The organism is Marinifilum caeruleilacunae (genome assembly GCF_013141825.1).
GTDB classification, from domain to species: domain Bacteria; phylum Bacteroidota; class Bacteroidia; order Bacteroidales; family Marinifilaceae; genus Marinifilum; species Marinifilum caeruleilacunae.
The window spans coordinates 44,911-61,910 of the sequence record NZ_RZNH01000014.1 but is presented as its reverse complement, the minus strand read 5'-3'; the positions used below and the strand labels follow the sequence as shown (position 1 = coordinate 61,910).

General features: G+C 38.0%; 18 protein-coding genes. 12 read left to right on the top strand and 6 right to left on the bottom strand.

Features of this window, described 5'->3' with window-relative positions:
- Positions 1-12: 12 nt before the first annotated feature.
- Positions 13-1,713: an alpha-amylase family glycosyl hydrolase gene (locus ELS83_RS10110; RefSeq protein ID WP_216616476.1), complete on the bottom strand. Its 1,701-nt coding sequence runs from the start codon at positions 1,711-1,713 to the stop codon at positions 13-15.
- A 3-nt stretch (positions 1,714-1,716) separates the two neighbouring features.
- Positions 1,717-3,729, bottom strand: coding sequence for an alpha amylase C-terminal domain-containing protein (locus ELS83_RS10105; RefSeq protein ID WP_171595449.1), 2,013 nt, complete (start codon positions 3,727-3,729; stop codon positions 1,717-1,719).
- 294 nt (positions 3,730-4,023) lie between these two features.
- On the opposite strand from ELS83_RS10105, the gene ELS83_RS10100 reads away from it, so the two are divergent.
- Positions 4,024-4,806 (top strand): hypothetical protein, encoded by a 783-nt coding sequence (locus tag ELS83_RS10100; RefSeq protein ID WP_171595448.1) that lies wholly within the window; start codon positions 4,024-4,026, stop codon positions 4,804-4,806.
- A 183-nt stretch (positions 4,807-4,989) separates the two neighbouring features.
- Here the strand turns inward: ELS83_RS10100 and ELS83_RS10095 are convergent, their stop codons facing one another.
- Positions 4,990-5,571, bottom strand: a complete 582-nt coding sequence (locus ELS83_RS10095; RefSeq protein WP_171595447.1) for a hypothetical protein — start codon at positions 5,569-5,571, stop codon at positions 4,990-4,992.
- A gap of 268 nt (positions 5,572-5,839) precedes the next feature.
- On the opposite strand from ELS83_RS10095, the gene ELS83_RS10090 reads away from it, so the two are divergent.
- The 9 genes from ELS83_RS10090 (at position 5,840) to ELS83_RS10050 (ending at position 12,712) form a co-directional block, all read left to right on the top strand.
- Complete coding sequence (locus ELS83_RS10090; RefSeq protein ID WP_171595446.1) at positions 5,840-6,376, top strand: HD domain-containing protein; 537 nt, start codon at positions 5,840-5,842, stop codon at positions 6,374-6,376.
- A gap of 21 nt (positions 6,377-6,397) precedes the next feature.
- Complete coding sequence (locus ELS83_RS10085) at positions 6,398-7,216, top strand: hypothetical protein (RefSeq protein ID WP_171595445.1); 819 nt, start codon at positions 6,398-6,400, stop codon at positions 7,214-7,216.
- 2 nt (positions 7,217-7,218) lie between these two features.
- A complete protein-coding gene (locus ELS83_RS10080) occupies positions 7,219-7,752 on the top strand; it encodes a hypothetical protein (protein ID WP_171595444.1) in 534 nt (177 codons plus the stop codon).
- Between the two features lie 373 nt (positions 7,753-8,125).
- Positions 8,126-8,797, top strand: coding sequence for an NAD(P)H-dependent oxidoreductase (locus ELS83_RS10075; RefSeq protein WP_216616474.1), 672 nt, complete (start codon positions 8,126-8,128; stop codon positions 8,795-8,797).
- Between the two features lie 351 nt (positions 8,798-9,148).
- Positions 9,149-9,994: an enoyl-CoA hydratase/isomerase family protein gene (locus tag ELS83_RS10070; protein ID WP_171595443.1), complete on the top strand. Its 846-nt coding sequence runs from the start codon at positions 9,149-9,151 to the stop codon at positions 9,992-9,994.
- Positions 9,995-10,056: 62 nt separating this feature from the next.
- Positions 10,057-10,458 (top strand): nuclear transport factor 2 family protein, encoded by a 402-nt coding sequence (locus tag ELS83_RS10065; RefSeq protein ID WP_171595442.1) that lies wholly within the window; start codon positions 10,057-10,059, stop codon positions 10,456-10,458.
- A 125-nt stretch (positions 10,459-10,583) separates the two neighbouring features.
- On the top strand, positions 10,584-11,045 hold the full coding sequence (locus tag ELS83_RS10060; protein ID WP_171595441.1) for a hypothetical protein: 462 nt from the start codon (positions 10,584-10,586) through the stop codon (positions 11,043-11,045).
- A gap of 22 nt (positions 11,046-11,067) precedes the next feature.
- The gene (locus ELS83_RS10055) at positions 11,068-11,865 is read left to right on the top strand and encodes an SDR family NAD(P)-dependent oxidoreductase (protein WP_171595440.1); all 798 of its coding nucleotides are present in this window, start codon (positions 11,068-11,070) and stop codon (positions 11,863-11,865) included.
- 40 nt (positions 11,866-11,905) lie between these two features.
- Positions 11,906-12,712 carry a glycine betaine ABC transporter substrate-binding protein gene (locus tag ELS83_RS10050; protein ID WP_171595439.1) on the top strand — a complete coding sequence of 269 codons (807 nt, stop codon included), beginning with the start codon at positions 11,906-11,908 and terminating at the stop codon, positions 12,710-12,712.
- 29 nt (positions 12,713-12,741) lie between these two features.
- Here ELS83_RS10050 and ELS83_RS10045 read toward each other — a convergent pair whose 3' ends face one another.
- Positions 12,742-13,167, bottom strand: a complete 426-nt coding sequence (locus tag ELS83_RS10045; RefSeq protein ID WP_171595438.1) for a MarR family winged helix-turn-helix transcriptional regulator — start codon at positions 13,165-13,167, stop codon at positions 12,742-12,744.
- 6 nt (positions 13,168-13,173) lie between these two features.
- Positions 13,174-14,037, bottom strand: coding sequence for an AraC family transcriptional regulator (locus tag ELS83_RS10040; RefSeq protein ID WP_171595437.1), 864 nt, complete (start codon positions 14,035-14,037; stop codon positions 13,174-13,176).
- Positions 14,038-14,453: 416 nt separating this feature from the next.
- Between ELS83_RS10040 and ELS83_RS10035 the strand changes: the two genes are divergently transcribed.
- Both ELS83_RS10035 and ELS83_RS10030 read left to right on the top strand, forming a co-directional pair.
- On the top strand, positions 14,454-15,329 hold the full coding sequence (locus tag ELS83_RS10035) for a radical SAM protein (protein ID WP_171595436.1): 876 nt from the start codon (positions 14,454-14,456) through the stop codon (positions 15,327-15,329).
- A gap of 127 nt (positions 15,330-15,456) precedes the next feature.
- Entirely contained in the window at positions 15,457-16,017 is a 561-nt protein-coding gene (locus ELS83_RS10030) for a nitroreductase family protein (RefSeq protein ID WP_171595435.1), read from the top strand.
- Between the two features lie 65 nt (positions 16,018-16,082).
- Here ELS83_RS10030 and ELS83_RS10025 read toward each other — a convergent pair whose 3' ends face one another.
- On the bottom strand, positions 16,083-16,979 hold the full coding sequence (locus ELS83_RS10025) for a LysR family transcriptional regulator (RefSeq protein ID WP_171595434.1): 897 nt from the start codon (positions 16,977-16,979) through the stop codon (positions 16,083-16,085).
- Between the last annotated feature and the right edge of the window lie 21 nt (positions 16,980-17,000).

Genomic DNA, 17,000 nt, shown 5'->3' with positions numbered 1-17,000 from the left:
GTTGTTTGGGTTTTAGTACTTCAATTCTAAAATTAATGAATTGTAAGCACTTATTTCCAATTTTACACCTTGATTTATCAATTCTTCGGTACCAATTGTTGTGGCGTATGAACTTAGTTTATCCGTTAAGGAGATTTTAATTGGCCTTGGAATTTGCATAACTTCCAATGCATGAGATGGAATAACAACATGAGGGAATTGAGTTTGAGAATCGAAATTACAAATGATAAGTAATTTTTGATTTTTTGTATGGCGAAGAAATGCATAAATACGGTCGGAATTAAACGAATTCATATTGGTATTCTGCCACATGATATCATAGAATTCTCCTGTGCTAATGGCAGGCTCTTGTCCTAATTGCAACAATTCGGCATAAGATTTTCTCAAATTAATTTGTGAAGCAGAAAGTAAGCCTTCGTCGAAAGCACCTCCATTCATCCATTTCTGGTGTTCAGGCACGTTCCAATAATCAAAAATGGTAGTTCTGCCATCGTCGCCGCTAAAGCCTGATTCTCCAACAGCCGGTTCACCAACTTCCTGTCCAAAATAAATCATTGCCGGACCTTTGTGCAGGCAGGTTGAAACCATCATGGCAGGAATTGCCTTTTGTGTTTCTCCCGAGAAAAAGCGTGAAGCAATACGTTGTTCGTCATGATTTTCTAAAAATCGAAGCATGTGTTGATCCAGGCCATTCAAGGCTTGCCAGCAATTTGAAATATTTCGGGCGGGCTGTTCATTTCGAATTACGGCTTTTAAAGTATCGTACAAGCCTACCTTATCGTACAAATAATCAAACTTTCCTTGCCTGATATAACTTTCGTAAAGTTGAGGGTTGTATACCTCGGCGATAAATAGGATATCAGGAAATTCATGTTTTAGTTCACCAATTGCCCAATTCCAAAATTCTACGGGAACCATTTCTGCCATATCACAACGAAAGCCATCTACTCCTTTTTGTGCCCAATAGAGCAGAATGTCTTTCATTTTATGCCAGGTGTCGGGAATGGGATCGAAATGTTTGGCATGACCATTCAGATAGTCGATACCATAATTAAGTTTTACGGTTTCGTACCAGTCGTTAGAATTGGGATAGGCCGAAAATTGATCGTTTCCCGTTGCTTTGGCAGGATTTTCGGTATACTGCTGATTTGGGAACTTATCTTGAAGTTCCTGTGGTAATTTCAGCTCCTCATTTGGCAGATAGTAGTAATTGTTCGTGGCAGAAAATGACTTGTTTTTATCATCCACTTCACCAAAATCTTTTGTGCCTTTAGGATTTTTGTCCGATTTGTACTCGCGGGCCAAATGGTTGGGCACAAAGTCGATAATTGCTTTCATGCCATTTTGATGGGTTCGTGATACCAGCTCCTGAAATTCCTCCATTCGCTCATTCACATTGTCTGACAAATCGGGATTAACATCATAGTAATCTGCAATGGCGTAGGGCGAACCGGCTTTTCCTTTAATCACCAAAGGGTTTCCTTTTAAAATACCATGTTCAGGATATCCTTCGGCAATGGCATGTTCAATAATACCAGTATACCAAATGTGGTTGACACCCATTTTTTTTATCTCCCTAAGGGCTTTGTGAGTGATGTCGCTGAATTTACCGCTGCCATTCTCAACTCTTGAACCATTCAGAACAAGATTTGTGTTTTTATTGCCAAACAACCTGGGCAATAACTGGTATATAATAATTTTCTCTTTTGTCATGATTTAAAAAATACTTTTGGGCGGAATGTGCTTGAAAACCAATGCTGTTCTGCTGGGAAGGTATAAGTATAGCCTGTGTTTTTGCGATAATTGAACTTCTGGTTTTGAATAATATTGTTGTTGATTATCAACTCGATTAAAACCGCCAAATTCCTCAGCGTCCGAATCTAATATGATCTCATATTTTCCAGCTTTTACAGGAATTCCATAAAAGGTATAAGATTCTGATGGGTGTAGATTGAAAACAAAAACCAGGTCTTTTCTTTGAATTGCCAAAACCTGGTCTTCTTCATTTGCAGCAAGACAGGCTATGCTTGTATCCGACAGGAAAGATTGATCATGCTGCAGAACGATCATGGCTTTGTCGAAGGCATTTAAATGCTCAAACCTCAAGTCTGGATGATCCAACAAGCTCCATTGTCTGCGTGCATGTTTGTACGACCAGTCGTTCCCTTCTCTTGGAAAATCGATCCATTCGGGATGTCCAAATTCGTTTCCCATAAAGTTCAAATATCCGTTTCCGGCGCAGGAAAAAGTCATCAGTCGAATCAATTTGTGCAAGGCAATTCCACGATCAATCACAAGACTCCTGCTTTGTTTGTCCATGTTCCAGTACATTTCCTTATCAAGTAAACGGAAAATGATGGTTTTGTCGCCAACCAATGCCTGGTCGTGCGATTCTGCATAGCTAATGGTTTGTTCTTCTTCTCTTTTATTTGATAATTCATAAAAGATGTTCCCAACGTTCCAATCCTCATCGTTCTTTTCCTTAATCAATTTGATCCAATAATCGGGTGTTCCCATGGCCAGGCGGAAATCGAAACCAATGCCGCCCATTTCAATTGGACTGGCCAATCCAGGGTAACCACTCATCTCTTCTGCAATGCTGATAGAGTTGGGATTGACCTCCTTCATAAGTTTGTTTGCCAAAGCCAGGTAGCAAATGGCATCTTCATCCTGTTCGCCGTCAAAGTACATTTCGTAGCCGGTAAAATCTCGCGATAAACCATGATCTTTATACAACATACTGGTTACACCATCGAACCTGTAGCCATCGAAATGATACTCTTCCAACCAATATTTAATATTTGATAAGAGGAGGTGAATTACTTCGTTTTTGCCATAATTGTAGCAAAGAGAATCCCATGCGCTGTGCTCTCTTCTTTCATCGGTATGAAAAAACTGGTAAGGCGAACCATCGAATAGGCCAAGGCCTTCCAATTCATTTTTTACGGCGTGAGAATGTACAAGGTCCATTATCACCATAATATCCATGGCATGGGCTTCATCAACCAATTGCTTGAGTTCCTCCGGTGTTCCAAAACGAGAAGATGCGGCAAACAGACTGGAGACATGATATCCGAAAGATCCATAGTAAGGATGCTCTTGTATGGCCATCAATTGAATTACATTGTAACCTGCTTTCTTGATACGGGGAAGTACCCATTCCCTGAATTCATTGTAGGTTCCAACTGCTTCTTTTTCGGTAGCCATGCCAATATGAGCCTCGTAAACCAGCGGGTTATCTACTTTGGTTCTCTTTTTATCATTTTTCCACTTATAATCACTTTCAGTCTGCCAAATTTGGGCCGAAAACAATTTGGTTTCTTCATCCTGAACCACGCGATTGGTCCATACAGGAATTCTTTCTCCTTGTCCACCTTCCCAATGTACCGAAAGTTTGTATAGGACTTGACATGGAATTTTACTTTTATCGATTATCAATTCGAAATTTCCATTTTCCATTTTCTCGAATTCATATTCTTTTGATTCTCTCCAGTTATTGAAATCACCAATAAGGTAAATATTGGTGGCATTGGGAGCCCATTCTCTAAAGATCCAATTTTCCTCGTTTTGGTGTAAACCATAATAGCGGTATCCATTCGCAAAGTCAGATAAATTGGTTTTTGACAATTCATTAGACTTTTCTACCATTCTTCCCAATCGATTTTCGATTATCGATTGAAATGGCCTTAGTTGAGGATCGCTTTTTACAATTTCCGGTTGATTGATCATTTTCTAATCTTATGGATTGAATATTCGAAGGTGTGAAACACTTTTAAAGATACAATTTATATGCAATCTCCATTTGAATTTTAGGTCAAGTTTTTGCGAAATATCAAGACTTTACGAGCGCAAACCTTTTCATTTGATGGCAATCTTTCCAGATCAAGAATATTTCGTCTGATATGGATAATAAAGAGAAAGAATTTTTGCTTACTCTGATAATTTACGGGGTTTACCAAAATGGAATTGTTTCCCGGAAGAAAAAGCTGTAACTTAAGTATTATTCACTAAATACTTGCTGAAATGAGAAAAATATTGCTATTGGTTACGTTTGCTTTGTTATGCAGTGTTGGCATGGCTCAGCAGGAGAGATTTCTGGTTTTCGATTTTATGAAGGTTTCAGACGATATGGAGCTGGATTATTGGGAAACCGAAACTTTTTTTGAAAAGATTCACGAAGAAAGATTAAAAAGTGGAGAAATATTGGGTTGGGATTTATGGTCTCTAAAGCCTGGTGGTAGTGAACAAGGTTATCAGTACCTTACAGTTACCATCTATGATGATCCGGTAAAGGCGATGGCAAATGGAGATACCTTTGCTGCTGCTAAAAAGGCTTACCCTGAAATGTCTGACGAGGATTTAAAGGCAGAGCTGAAAGAGACGGTGAAATCTCGTGAACTCAGTAAAAGAGTGTTTATGAAGGTTGTTGTTGCTACCGAAGATGATTTTAAAATGGATGTTGGAACGGTAATGAGAATGAATTTTATGGAAGCTGCAGAAGGCAAATTTGATGAGTATGAAAAAGCTGAAACAGAATTATTCCTGCCAATTCATCAGAAAAGGGTAGATGCAAAAACGATGAGCCATTGGAGCTTAACGCGAGTGCTGATGCCTTCGGGAAGCAATGTAAGAATGACTCACATGACCTTTGACATGTTCGATGGTTACCTTCACTATTTCGATGCTTATGGCAGAAACGAGGTGTTTAATGTGGATGCTGACACGCAACGTGAAATCGAAGAAGCGATGAAGTTGAGAGACCTGAACTGGTCTTATATTGCAATTATGAAGAAAACAGTTAAATAACGTTGAACAGTTATCAGTAAAGAGTGATCTGTAATAATGATTATTTTACTGTGTGTAAACTGCTTTACTGGTGTTGAAATATGAAATTACGGGCGCGAGATTTTGCGCCTTTTTTTGCGCCGAACTGGAAATGTAAAAAGGAGACAAGTGAAGTACTCATCTCCTTTCATTCATAGTTAGTGGTTAGTCTGGTATTGTGTTCATAATCACATACCAATTCCATTCATTCGGATCACCAATTCCGACACTTGGCGTATAACGAAAAACTCCAATTTTTTTGCCACCTTCCAGATATCGTGATACAATGGAAAGCTCGTTGATCGAATTCCAAATCGAATCTAAAGGATACTCAACTCCTTCTTCAGGAAATATGATTTGAAACCTTTCATCTTCAGGTTTTTCAATTTCTTCATCCAGATACAAGAAGTTATTTGGGTGGTAAATTCTATCCGGGAAAGATCTCTTACCAGATCCTGACCATACAATGGTACCTTCAAAAATCAACTCTTCTATTGGTTCGTAGTACAATGCAATACTTCCAAAATCTCCAGGAGGTACATAATCAACGCTAATGGGAATGGTATCTGCATCGTTAAATTCCGAATGCAGGAACAACTCAATTCCACCTTCAAACACATAATCGGTATAATTTACCTGTAATAAAACAACACTGTTGTCGTGTGTGTGATAAATGATTTCGTTATCATTATCATCCAAACAACCCGTAAATAATCCCAACAATAAAATAAAAATCCATTTCTTCATCACATCAGTATTTAGAGTTATTGGCCTAAAAACAACAAAAATAGTACCTAAATACGTTTTGCTCTTGTTGTTTATCCGGCATTTATTCTAATGATGCTGTAAAGTGAAAGAGGTTGCGTGAACATTTTAAATTCGGATGCTCAATTCTGATAAAAATTTTTTGATTAAAATTTATTGTTTATAAATTCACATCCAAAACATAATGAATGTTGTTGTTTCGTTTGTTCATCATGGTGGGCAGTAAAAATTATCAACTAAAACAGAGCGCATGACACAGGAGATCTATCAGAAAGCAATAAAATTTGCTGGAGAAAAGCATAAGAACCAGCAAGTTCCGGGAACTAACTCAAACTACTTGCTGCATATTTCCAATGTAGCCATGGAAATTTTAATGGCTTATGCTGCAGCCAATACCTTTGATCTTGATTTTGCAGTGCAGCTCGCCATATTGCATGATACACTGGAGGATACCGATACGAAACTGGAAGAACTTAGCGAAGCTTTTGGCGATCGTGTTGCAAAAGGAGTGCTGGCATTAACTAAAAATGAACAGCTTTCGACGAAGCAAGAGCAAATGATGGATAGTTTGAATCGCATTAATCAGTTAGAGAAGGAGGTGGGAATGGTGAAATTGGCCGATCGAATTACCAACCTCCAGGAACCACCTGGGCATTGGACCAAGGATAAGATGTTGGCCTACAGAAAGGAAGCGCTAATGATTTGTGAGGAGCTATTTGATAAAAATGAGTACTTACATCGGAGATTGGAACAAAAAATTGAAGATTATCAGGTTTACCTAAAGTGACCACATTAAAAACTCGTTTAAATGAAAAAAATCCTATTCCTGATTGCCATATGGCCTTGTCTTTTGCAAATGGTGAATGCCCAGCAGGTTGGTGTTTGGAAGATAGAAAATGGAAGGATTGAAAGCCCCAATTCAAAAATCGATACACTGGGCTTTCAATATTGGGAGGCAGTTTGTTCAATCTTACCCAATGATTTGCTAAAGAAATATGTAGTGTCTTTACGATTGTTCTCGGATGGTAGAAATGAGGATTTGGGAGGAATGAATCAGATGGATGAAACAGTTGATTTCTGGCAGGTAGATTTAGATACTGCCGATATGAACATCTTTAGCAGGGATTCCATAGAAATTCTGGACTATACCCACACATTAATACATGAATTTGGGCACTTGCTTAGCTTAAACTCGATGCAAATTGAATTGAGCGATGATGAAATACAAGATCCTGACCGGGGATATTTAACGGATGAAGGTTATGCCATTAAAGGGAGTTACCTGAATTTATTTGTGGAGGAATTCTGGGAAGGAAAACTTTTACGACAATGGGACAGAATTTGTGAGAAAAGAAATCAGGAAAAATTGGCTGACAGGTTGTACCAGTTTTACCTGGACCATTCAGATGAGTTTGTAACAGATTATGCCGCAGAAAGCCCTGAAGAAGATATTGCAGAATCCTGGACCTTTTTTGTGCTTTCGGATCAGCCATTAAAAAGCGATATCAAAAATCAAAAAATTTCCTTTTTCTATCAGTTTCCCGAATTGCTAACCTATCGGGAAGAAATTAGGGCGAATATTGCATTTATACCCAAATCGTATGTCGAAAACTTTAAAAATAAATAAAGATGAATAAGCGTTTTTTCCTGATTCCAATAATAATATTGGGACTCTTATCTTGCAAAGAAGAGAAAGTGGATGTTGTTGCATTGGACCAATTGATTGAGGATGTGGAATATTTTGAAGGCAAGCGGATTGAAACAGAAGGATTAGCCGTTCATTTTTGTGGAGCAGAGGAAAAGAAACTAAAGCTTAAATCAGCCAATGGTTCTATTGTGAAAGTGGTGCCGGACAATATCCTGGTGCAATTTAATGCCAAACTCAAGCATAAAAAGCTAAAGTTAACAGGCAGAGTAGAGTGTGAAAAAATTGAAAGAGCTTTTGTTGATGAGATCGCAAGAGAAAAGACCCTTTTATGCCATATCGATCATACTCCATGTCTGGATAAAGATTGGGTAAAACGCAAACAGGAAACGGGTGTTGCAGATAGTTTATCGGCTGCCGAAGTGAAGAGTTTACGAGATAAAATGCAGAAGTCGGGCAAGGATTATGTGCGAGTGGTAAGTATTTTGGCAGAAAAGATTGAAATTATCGAGGAATAGTATCCTTGTACGCTTCGAGAAACAAATGGTACGACAAAATTTTAAAAAATGCGACCTGACGGATTTTCGTCCGCGACCACCGCAGGCAACTAAGTTTGGCTGTTATTTTGTAATGATCTTTTTCCTGATCATTGCTATAATTCTCATCTGGGGTGATCACATATTTTTGTAGTAATCAGTTATTTAAGGGATTTTGAAGCAAAATACGATTGTATGTACAACCTTTATGAATACAATTCTATACGATTTGATTACAACAATCCGACATTACCGATTATATAGTTTTGTATTGTCGGGATTTAGCAGTATCCACATCACGCAAGTGAGTAATGCCTGATTATAATAAAAACAAGATATAATTGAAAAATATAAAATGATGCAAGCAAAAAAAGAAGAAATTTTAAAAGCACATGCATATCGCCGTGCCATTAAAGAGTTCGAACCAGAACAAAAAATTAAAGATGAAGATTTTGAATTTATTCTTGAAGTAGGAAGACGCTCTCCAAGTTCGTTTGGATGGGAGCCATGGAAATTTGTTGTGGTACAAAATAGTGATTTACGCGAGAAATTATCGGAACCAAGTTGGGGTGCACAAAAGCAACTGGCTTCGGCAAGTCACTTTGTAATATTATTGGCTCGCAAAGGCGATGAAATGAGAGTGGGCTCGGATTACCTAAAATACAAATCGCAAGTGGTTGATAAGTTGCCGGCGGATATCGAACAGATGAAAAATGATTTCTTCAAAAATTTTATGGAGAATGAATTTGATTTGACCGATGATCGTAAGATTTTCGATTGGGCATGTAAACAAGTGTATTTGCCATTCGCAAATATGATGACTGCAGCGGCTCAAATTGGAATTGACTCTTGTCCGATTGAAGGATTTGACCGAGCAAAAGTAGAAGCAATTTTAGCTGAAGAAGGTGTTGTTGATACCCATAAGCTTGGAGTTGCTGCTATGGTAGCATTTGGTTACAAAAAGGAGGATTCTCCATTTCCACAATCTCGTTTCCCAATGGAAGAAGTTGTTGAATGGCTTAGATAAAATCCTGACTGTTTGGTTTTATTGTTTATGGCCTGTTAGCTTTTAGAGCTGACAGGCTTTTTTTTGTGCCACCTTTTTTTATCAGCAATGAAAATGTAAAGACAAATTGAAATACTCATCATTAAAATGTATTTAAATTGGTTTTTTTGATGTGAAATGGGTGGTTGTAAAGGAAATAAGTTGAATTTTGACTGTATTGTACTTGGTAGTTGTATATGCAACCAGTAAAAATACAATTCATGCTGCTTTTGGTACAGTGCCTCTATGTTTCTCATACTCTACATTTGTATTATCAATCTTCGAAGAGTGTAAGCGATTTAAAATTAGTGTATAACAGAAAATAAAAAAGAGATGAAAACAATAGGTTACGAAACTTTTAAAGTAGAGATTAAAGATGGACAAGCATGGGTAACTTTTGATTATCCACCGGTAAACATTCAAGGAATTCCAATGTTGAACGATTTAAATGCATTGGCAGAAGAGTTGGAAAACGATCGTTCCATTAAAGTTGTGGTATTCCAGTCGGCGAATCCAGATATTTTTGTTGCTCACGCCGATACCAATTTCCTAAAAGAAATGTCAACTGTTGTAGTGTCAAGAGAGGAAGTAGAGTTGCTATATCTTCAAAAAGTACTTCAGCGTATTAGTGAGTTACCACAAGCAACGATTGCTAAAATTGAAGGCTATGCCCGTGGAGGAGGAAGTGAATTTGCACAGGCTTTGGACATGCGTTTTGCAGTTCGCGGAAAAGCCAAATTCATGCAAATGGAAGTAGGTATGGGAATTTTGCCATGTGGTGGCGGTGCTTCTCGTTTGGCCCGTTTAACAGGATTGGGAAAAGCTTTGGAAATTACCTTATCTGCAAGGGATATTGATGCCGATCAGGCAGCCAATTATGGTTTGGTAAACAGAGCATTTGAAGCTGATGAGATTGGCCCTTTTGTACAAGAGCTGGCAGAGAGAATATCGAAATTCCCTTCTGCATCAATTGAAGCTACCAAACGTGCAGTACATGCCTCAATCGATTTGCCAATACATGAAGCTCTAAAAGAAGAGGCATATCAATTGTACCAGGCTACAAGCCAAACTCCTGCAATTAAACGATTTGCTTACGCAGATGAAAATGGTGCTCAGTTCGACATGAATAATCAGCACAACTGGAATGATTTGGTTGTGGGCATTCAAGATGTTAAGTAAGGAATAAAAAAATTAAAATTTGGGATGTGATTTGATATCGCATCCCAATAAAATGATTCGTAATGAAAAAAGAGAATAACAAACAGGTTGTAATAGACTTTTTTGAAAAGTTTTCAGCTGCCGATGCAGAAGCGGCTTTATCTTTCTTGCATGATGATGTGCAGTGGAGAGCCATGGGGTTGAAAGGAGAATTACCAATTTCAGGAACAATGGACAAAGATGGAATTGCAGAACTGATTGTGATGGTGAAAAGCGCTATTCCAAAAGGTTTGCATTTGAAACCAATTGCATGGACCGCCGAAGGGAATCGAGTGGCTGCTGAATATGAATCCTATGGTGTGTTGAATAATGGTAGAGTCTATAATAACCCATATCATTTCCTCTTTGAGTTTACCAATGGAAAGATCAGTGTGATAAAGGAATATATGGATACCCTGCACGTTAAGGAAACATTTATTGATTAATGATTTGTATTTCTAACCCTTTAAAATACAATTTTAAGGGATTAGCTTACAATAATAGTATCTTCTAATGTCTGTAATTTTGTGCATATCCTATCAGAGGAAAAGGAATAGAAAGAATTTGAGCGATGATAAGTACGAATAGTTCAGTTGTAAATGAAATTAAACTGGAAGAGGATCAATTGATATTTGACTTCCAAAATGGAGGCAAAAAAGAAAGGCTTAGCCTGGGTGCTGGCTATAAATATGTATGCGATCGCTTTTTTAAAGGTGATCTGCCTAAGGATGATGAAGTTGAGATTTCGATTTATTACGTAGAAGAGTTGGTTATGGGCAAGGAGTGCTTGTTGCAGCATGATCAAAAAGTATTATTCTATCATTCCTTACTGAAGGATATCTTTGATAAAAAGACTGGTGAAATTGTATCCTTTGGCGAGGTGGAGGAGGTCAACCACAAATTTTTTGATGTGATTGCTGGTGTACCGGCATCCGTAATTCAAATTGATTTCACAAAAGAAAAATTTACTGTTTTGATGATTTTGAGGGCCATAATGCATGTGCTTAAAATCAAAAAAGTAGAGATTGCTTAGACAATGCTTAAAATAGATAGACATGAAAAAGACGATTTTAATAACAGGAAGTACCGATGGTATTGGAAAATTAACTGCAACAAAACTGGCTGCGGATGGTCATGAAGTGTATTTGCATGGTAGAAATAAGAATAAGCTGGATGCAGTGATATCTGAAATAATATCTGCAACAGGAAACAAGAGTGTGAAAGGTTTTGTAGCTGATTTTTCTGATCTTGAAGCGGTAAAACAGATGACTCAGCAAGTGAATAGTGATCTATCAAAGCTTGATGTATTAATTAATAATGCTGGCGTATTTCATAGTCCGGAATCGCATAACAAAAATGGCTTAGAGTTGAGATTCGTAGTAAATTATTTTGCACAGGTTTTGTTTACCAACGAATTGTTGCCATTATTGAAGAAATCAGAGCAAGCTAGAGTAGTGAATTTAAGCTCGGCAGCGCAGTCATCTATCTCATTTGAAGCTTTAAAAGGTGAGGAAAGTATTGGCGTAAGCGATGCTTATGCACAAAGTAAGTTGGCTTTTACAATGTGGAGTTTTTATATGGCCCGGGAAGTGCCTGAATTGATGGTTGTTGCTGTGAATCCAGGATCCTTGTTGAATACAAAAATGGCAAACGAAGCCTATGGTCAATATTGGTCTCCTGCCGAAAAAGGAGCTGATATTTTAATTGCCTTGGGTGTATCTGATGAATTTTCTGATGTATCTGGAAAGTATTTCGATAATGACAGAGCTTCGTTTGCAATGGCTCATCCTGATGCTTACGACCAAGTCATTCTTGCTGACCTGATTGAATTGACACAAAAAATGATAGGATAATTTCAATAAAAACTCTACGGACAGACAAGGAAATCGACTCATGCGGCTAAGGTATAATAAGTTAATCACAATAGGGGTGACGGATCTCTCTTTTCATAGGGTAACAGCGTCTTTATTAACCAATGTGTTGAGGAGTATGGGTTTCGAGGTAAATCGAGTGTACTCTCCACATCAGGATAACTTTGACAAGCTTCGATATGGTGAGCTTGATATGTTAACATCGGCCTGGCTGCCATTTAGCGATGGAAAATATAAAGCAGAGCTAGAAAAGGATGTGTCCATTCTGGAGTTGGGTTTATTTTATGAACCTTACTCAATTTGGGCGGTGCCAGATTATGTGCCTGAAGAAGAGGTGTCTGAAATTGCGGATCTTCACAAAAAAAATGTCGCTGAAAAAATGAGGCCAGCCATTCAGGGGGTTTGCCCTGGAGCTGGAATTAGCCGATCATCCGTGAAAATCATGAATTTGTATGGCTTAAGTAAAACAGGATATCGTTTTTTTACAGGAACCGAGGAGTGTTGTTATACTGCTATGGAGCGGGCCTTCGCAAATAAGGAGTGGGTTGTAGTTCCTTTATGGAAGCCGAATTTTTTGCAGCATCTGTATAACATCCGGGAGTTGAAAGATCCCAAAGGACTTTTGGGACCTGTCGATAGGGCAGTGCTTTTACTTCGGGAGGATCGGAAACATTTGTTTTCTGAAGATCAACTTCGCTTATTGGACTCACTTCGGTTTTCAAACGAAATCATCAGTGATCTGGACTACCAGGTTTCGATTAAAAATGAAGAGCTGGACACAGTGACCAAAAGATGGTTACTGGCTCACAATAAGCTTGTTTTGGTGTAATTTATATAGATCTTTAGCTTCTGAACGACTTATTTTTCAAGGATATGGTTGATGTCCTGAAGTTGATCTGTCATGTTCATGGCAAGATCTTTACCAAGCAAGTCGCAGTAAGAATCATGTAAAATAGTGAGCGCCTGCTCGATAATTGGCTTAAAATCTTCACCTTCTTTTGTTGGGAAAATCTTTACACTTCTGCCTTCGGTTGTACGCTTAATCAATTGTTTTTCGATGAGCTTATCTACAAATCGAGTCATGGTAGAGGCTTTTACATTTACCCGCCTGGCAAGTTCGTTCTGTCCTAATCCTGGATCTTTCAAAATTTCGAGCATTACAAAAGCATAGGCAGGAGTAATGCAAGTAAATTTAAATGCATTTTCGGCCAGGTTGTTCAAATGGCGTGCGAGTGAGTTTGCCGCAAAGTATAGGCAGCCATCGGGATGTATTGATTCGTTCATCTTGAATTAAATTTGGGGAGCACACTGGGTATGACCTCCGTTTTTAAACTCTTTCACAGTCATACCATAAATTTTCTTGAAAGATCTCGACAGGTGACTGCTATCGGTAAAATTCAACTGGTAGGCAATTTCTTTTAATGACAGGTCGGTGTGCAGCACTTTGGTCTCCACAATTCTCAGTTTGGATTTGATAATGTAATCGGCCAAACTAATTCCGGCTTGTTTCTTAAAATATTCTGAAAAATAGGATTTTGAAATGCCAAATTTATCGGCCAGTTTTGGTACTCTCAGCTTTTCACCATCAAAAATATTGGTGTTGATATACCTCAAAATCTCACCAAAACGATTATCGATTTCATTGGCCTGGTCAACATATCTCTTCTCGATACTTCGGGCCAGAACATTTAGTATGGAGGCAATAGATCCTGCAATAATAGAATCGGAATAGCTATCGGCCGATAAATACTCCTGGTAGATAGATTTGATATTGTCGATGATAAAATTTCTTTCGCGTGTTGTGGTAATAATATCGCCTGGTACTTTATTGTAATTGGCTAAAATATAGGCAACCTTGTCGAACCAATCTTTGTAATTGGTAAGGCCATCGTTCTTCAGGAAGTAATGATCGGTAAAGCGAATAAAATAAAAGCGCGACTCTTCTTCAATTTTAAAAGAATGACAATCGAGTGGAGGAAGCAGGAAAATATTCCCTTCATGATATTGAAATTCATGATTGTTGATACATTGGTAGCCAGAACCTTTTTCTACATACACGATCTCAAAAAAATTGTGCTTGTGCGGGCGCTTTCCCCAGGTCGATAATTCTTCAATATGTATTTCGAATAATTTGTTTGCTCTTTCTGTATGCATTGTATTCAAATTGGTTTGTTTGAACGCAATATACGTAATATGAGGCAGAAAAGAGTGTTAACAAAAGCTTAAAGGGGCTGATTTGTAGCAAAAACCAATATTTGTACAATTTATTCCTTTTGTGGTACCAATAATTCGAGTTCTATCATAACAAAATACTGTTCCCATAAGTTGATAATGAAAAAGCATTGGGAGGAATCCTTTCTGATTTTAGATTGTATAATTATTGGTTGTTTAGGTTGTAAAGTGCGATGTGTAAGCATTTTTGGGGTGAAAAATCGCTAAGTTGAAAGTTATATTGCTCTTTAAGCCATTAAAGATACAATTCTATCCAATTTTCTTACAGTAAGCCTGAGCTTGAGCTTTCTAACTTTGTATTGTAAATGAATGAATAGCGTGAATAAAATTGTAAGAAAATGAATTACACAGGACCAGTTTACAGACCTCCATACGAGGCGAATACTTTACTACTTCAGGTAACCGTAGGTTGTGCTCATAACAAATGTACATTTTGTACCATGTATCGAGATGTAAAATTCTCGGTCGATAAAATGGAGCAGGTCGAAAAGGATTTGCAGGAAGCCCAGGAGAAATATCCGAAGGTGAAACGAGTATTTTTGGTGAATGGTGATGCCTTTGTGCTCTCGGGGAGACGCTTAAAAGCGGTAGCCGAAATGATTCACAAATACCTGCCCGAGGTTGAGATTATTACCATGTATGCATCCATTAATAATATCATGGGCAAAACAGATGAGGAACTGGCTGACTTGGCCAAATTGGGAATTGGCGATTTGTGGGTTGGTGTTGAAACAGGATTGGAAGATGCGCTTGATTATCTGAATAAAGGTGCTTCTTTACAAGATGCCTATGAGCAATTGGAACGTTTAAATAGGGCAGGCATTACTTTCTTTTATGGATTTATGTTTGGAGCAGCTGGTAAAGGAAGAGGAATTGAAAATGCAGAAGCCAATGCAAAATTGATTAATACAGTCAAACCATTGGGAATTGTTCCAACCACTTTAAGTCCGAACGAAGGTACGAAGTTGGCAAAAGATATCGCCGAAGGCAATTTTGAACTGGCTACAGAACGTGAGGTTTTGGAAGAACAAAAGAAAACTTTGGAACTGGTAGATGTGCCTACCTATTATATGGGAATCCACATTATCAATACTGTTAGTTTTGATGCTCAGCTTCCAAAAGACAAACAATCGGCCATCGATCGTGTAGACTATGTAATTTCCGATACAGATGATCTTGTTTTGGATAGCGTGCCATTGCGTCATTCTATCTAAGTACATCCAATAATCGTACAATTTTAACCCCTGGACCTACAATAGCTTAATCAAGATTACAGGCTAGCTTTGGTGGGTAAAGCTTTTAGAAATTATCAATTCCAAATCATATAAAAAACAGAACGAAATGGACGCAATAAAAATGATTGAAGAGCGCAGAAGCGTAAGGAAATTTAAGGATGAGATTGTTGATCAGGAAACGATGAAAGAGATTATTTCGCATGCTCGCTGGGCACCTTCCTGGGGCAATTATCAGGTAGCGCGATACACTATGGTAAATGATCCTGAAGCGATTGCCAAATTAAAGCACGATGGCGTAAATGACTTTGTGTATAATATTGGAACGCTTGCGAATGCCAAAAATGTTGCGATCCTGAGTTTTGTGAAAGGAAAGAGTGGTAAAATTGAAAAGCTTGAGTTGGAAGATGGTGAGTTTAATTACGATGGAAGTGCAAACTCTTGGGAAGTGTTTGATGCAGGTATTGCCTGTCAGACTTTCTGTTTGGCGGCTCATGCAAAAGGCGTTGGTACGACCATTATGGGTGTAATTAATGATAAGGCCATTTCAGAAATTATTGGTCTTCCCGAAGAAGAAACTGTAGCAGCAATGATTGTTTATGGTTACCCGGATGAAAGTCCGAAAGCCACTCCAAGAAAAGAGGTTGATGAGATTTTGAGATTTGTTTAATCACAAAAAGTAGTGATGTTGAGATAAGACTGCAGACATGTTATATCATGTTTGCAGTCTTTTTTTTATTTAAAATCAACATTTTCGGCAATGTTCAGGAAGTTCTCTAAAAGTGGATTGGTATTTACGCTGTTCCAAATCAATTTCAAGGTGGTTCGCTGTGGAATTTTATCCAGTTCTATGAATTTAATTTTCATGTCATAGCCCAATTTTAGTGAGGTTGGAACAATGGAAGCTCCAAAATTGTTCTCAATTAGCCTAAAAATAGAACTCGCATTCACCGTATTGTGCGAAATGATAGGAGCAAAACCTGCATCATCAAAAATTTGCATTACTTTTTCGTAGTAAGATTGACTGTAGGAGGAATCGAATAGGATGAAGGGTTCATCTTTAAATTGCGATAAGCCTTTAAAATTGCCGGAATCTACTTTGTGCTCAGCCGGAAGCACTAACGAAAATGTATCCTCGAAAAGAGGAAGAATATTCAAACCTCTTGGCACACGTTCCATTCTCACAAAACCAACATCAATTTCCTGTTTTAACAGGGCCTTAATTTGCTTGTTGTTATCCATTTCGTTGATATCGAACAAAACATTAGGATGCTCCTCTTTAAATTTCAAAAGAAGATCAGGAATTACCAATTGCATGGCTGAACCCACATAACCAAGTTTTAAATTACCATCCATTCCGTCGTTTAAAAGCCTTGCATGAGAAATGATATCATCCAAACGCTGAAAATTATTAATCAGCTCTCTTTGCATGTATTCGCCGGCCTTGGTAAGCTTTACCTTTCGGTTGTGCCTTTCAAACAGGTTTATGCCCAGGGCTTCCTCCATTTGCTTGATTTGTCGACTCAAACCAGGTTGAGAAATAAACAAGCGTTCCGAAGCTTTACGAAAATGTAAATCCTCTGCCAAAGCCAAAAAATACCTAAAATGTCTAAATTCTGTTTGATAACTCATAGTTATGAATCCCTAAATTAA

Excerpts from the sequence above, each read along its gene's own strand:
- ELS83_RS10085 (WP_171595445.1), top strand. The coding sequence starts at position 6,398 with ATGAAAAAAATCCTATTCCTGATTGCCATATGGCCTTGTCTTTTGCAA.
- ELS83_RS10025 (WP_171595434.1), bottom strand. The coding sequence starts at position 16,979 with ATGAGTTATCAAACAGAATTTAGACATTTTAGGTATTTTTTGGCTTTG.
- ELS83_RS10110 (WP_216616476.1), bottom strand. The coding sequence starts at position 1,713 with ATGACAAAAGAGAAAATTATTATATACCAGTTATTGCCCAGGTTGTTT.
- ELS83_RS10045 (WP_171595438.1), bottom strand. The coding sequence starts at position 13,167 with ATGAACGAATCAATACATCCCGATGGCTGCCTATACTTTGCGGCAAAC.
- ELS83_RS10035 (WP_171595436.1), top strand. The coding sequence starts at position 14,454 with ATGAATTACACAGGACCAGTTTACAGACCTCCATACGAGGCGAATACT.
- ELS83_RS10095 (WP_171595447.1), bottom strand. The coding sequence starts at position 5,571 with ATGAAGAAATGGATTTTTATTTTATTGTTGGGATTATTTACGGGTTGT.
- ELS83_RS10030 (WP_171595435.1), top strand. The coding sequence starts at position 15,457 with ATGGACGCAATAAAAATGATTGAAGAGCGCAGAAGCGTAAGGAAATTT.
- ELS83_RS10100 (WP_171595448.1), top strand. The coding sequence starts at position 4,024 with ATGAGAAAAATATTGCTATTGGTTACGTTTGCTTTGTTATGCAGTGTT.
- ELS83_RS10050 (WP_171595439.1), top strand. The coding sequence starts at position 11,906 with ATGCGGCTAAGGTATAATAAGTTAATCACAATAGGGGTGACGGATCTC.
- ELS83_RS10055 (WP_171595440.1), top strand. The coding sequence starts at position 11,068 with ATGAAAAAGACGATTTTAATAACAGGAAGTACCGATGGTATTGGAAAA.
- ELS83_RS10090 (WP_171595446.1), top strand. The coding sequence starts at position 5,840 with ATGACACAGGAGATCTATCAGAAAGCAATAAAATTTGCTGGAGAAAAG.
- ELS83_RS10040 (WP_171595437.1), bottom strand. The coding sequence starts at position 14,037 with ATGCATACAGAAAGAGCAAACAAATTATTCGAAATACATATTGAAGAA.
- ELS83_RS10075 (WP_216616474.1), top strand. The coding sequence starts at position 8,126 with ATGATGCAAGCAAAAAAAGAAGAAATTTTAAAAGCACATGCATATCGC.
- ELS83_RS10070 (WP_171595443.1), top strand. The coding sequence starts at position 9,149 with ATGAAAACAATAGGTTACGAAACTTTTAAAGTAGAGATTAAAGATGGA.
- ELS83_RS10065 (WP_171595442.1), top strand. The coding sequence starts at position 10,057 with ATGAAAAAAGAGAATAACAAACAGGTTGTAATAGACTTTTTTGAAAAG.
- ELS83_RS10080 (WP_171595444.1), top strand. The coding sequence starts at position 7,219 with ATGAATAAGCGTTTTTTCCTGATTCCAATAATAATATTGGGACTCTTA.
- ELS83_RS10105 (WP_171595449.1), bottom strand. The coding sequence starts at position 3,729 with ATGATCAATCAACCGGAAATTGTAAAAAGCGATCCTCAACTAAGGCCA.
- ELS83_RS10060 (WP_171595441.1), top strand. The coding sequence starts at position 10,584 with ATGATAAGTACGAATAGTTCAGTTGTAAATGAAATTAAACTGGAAGAG.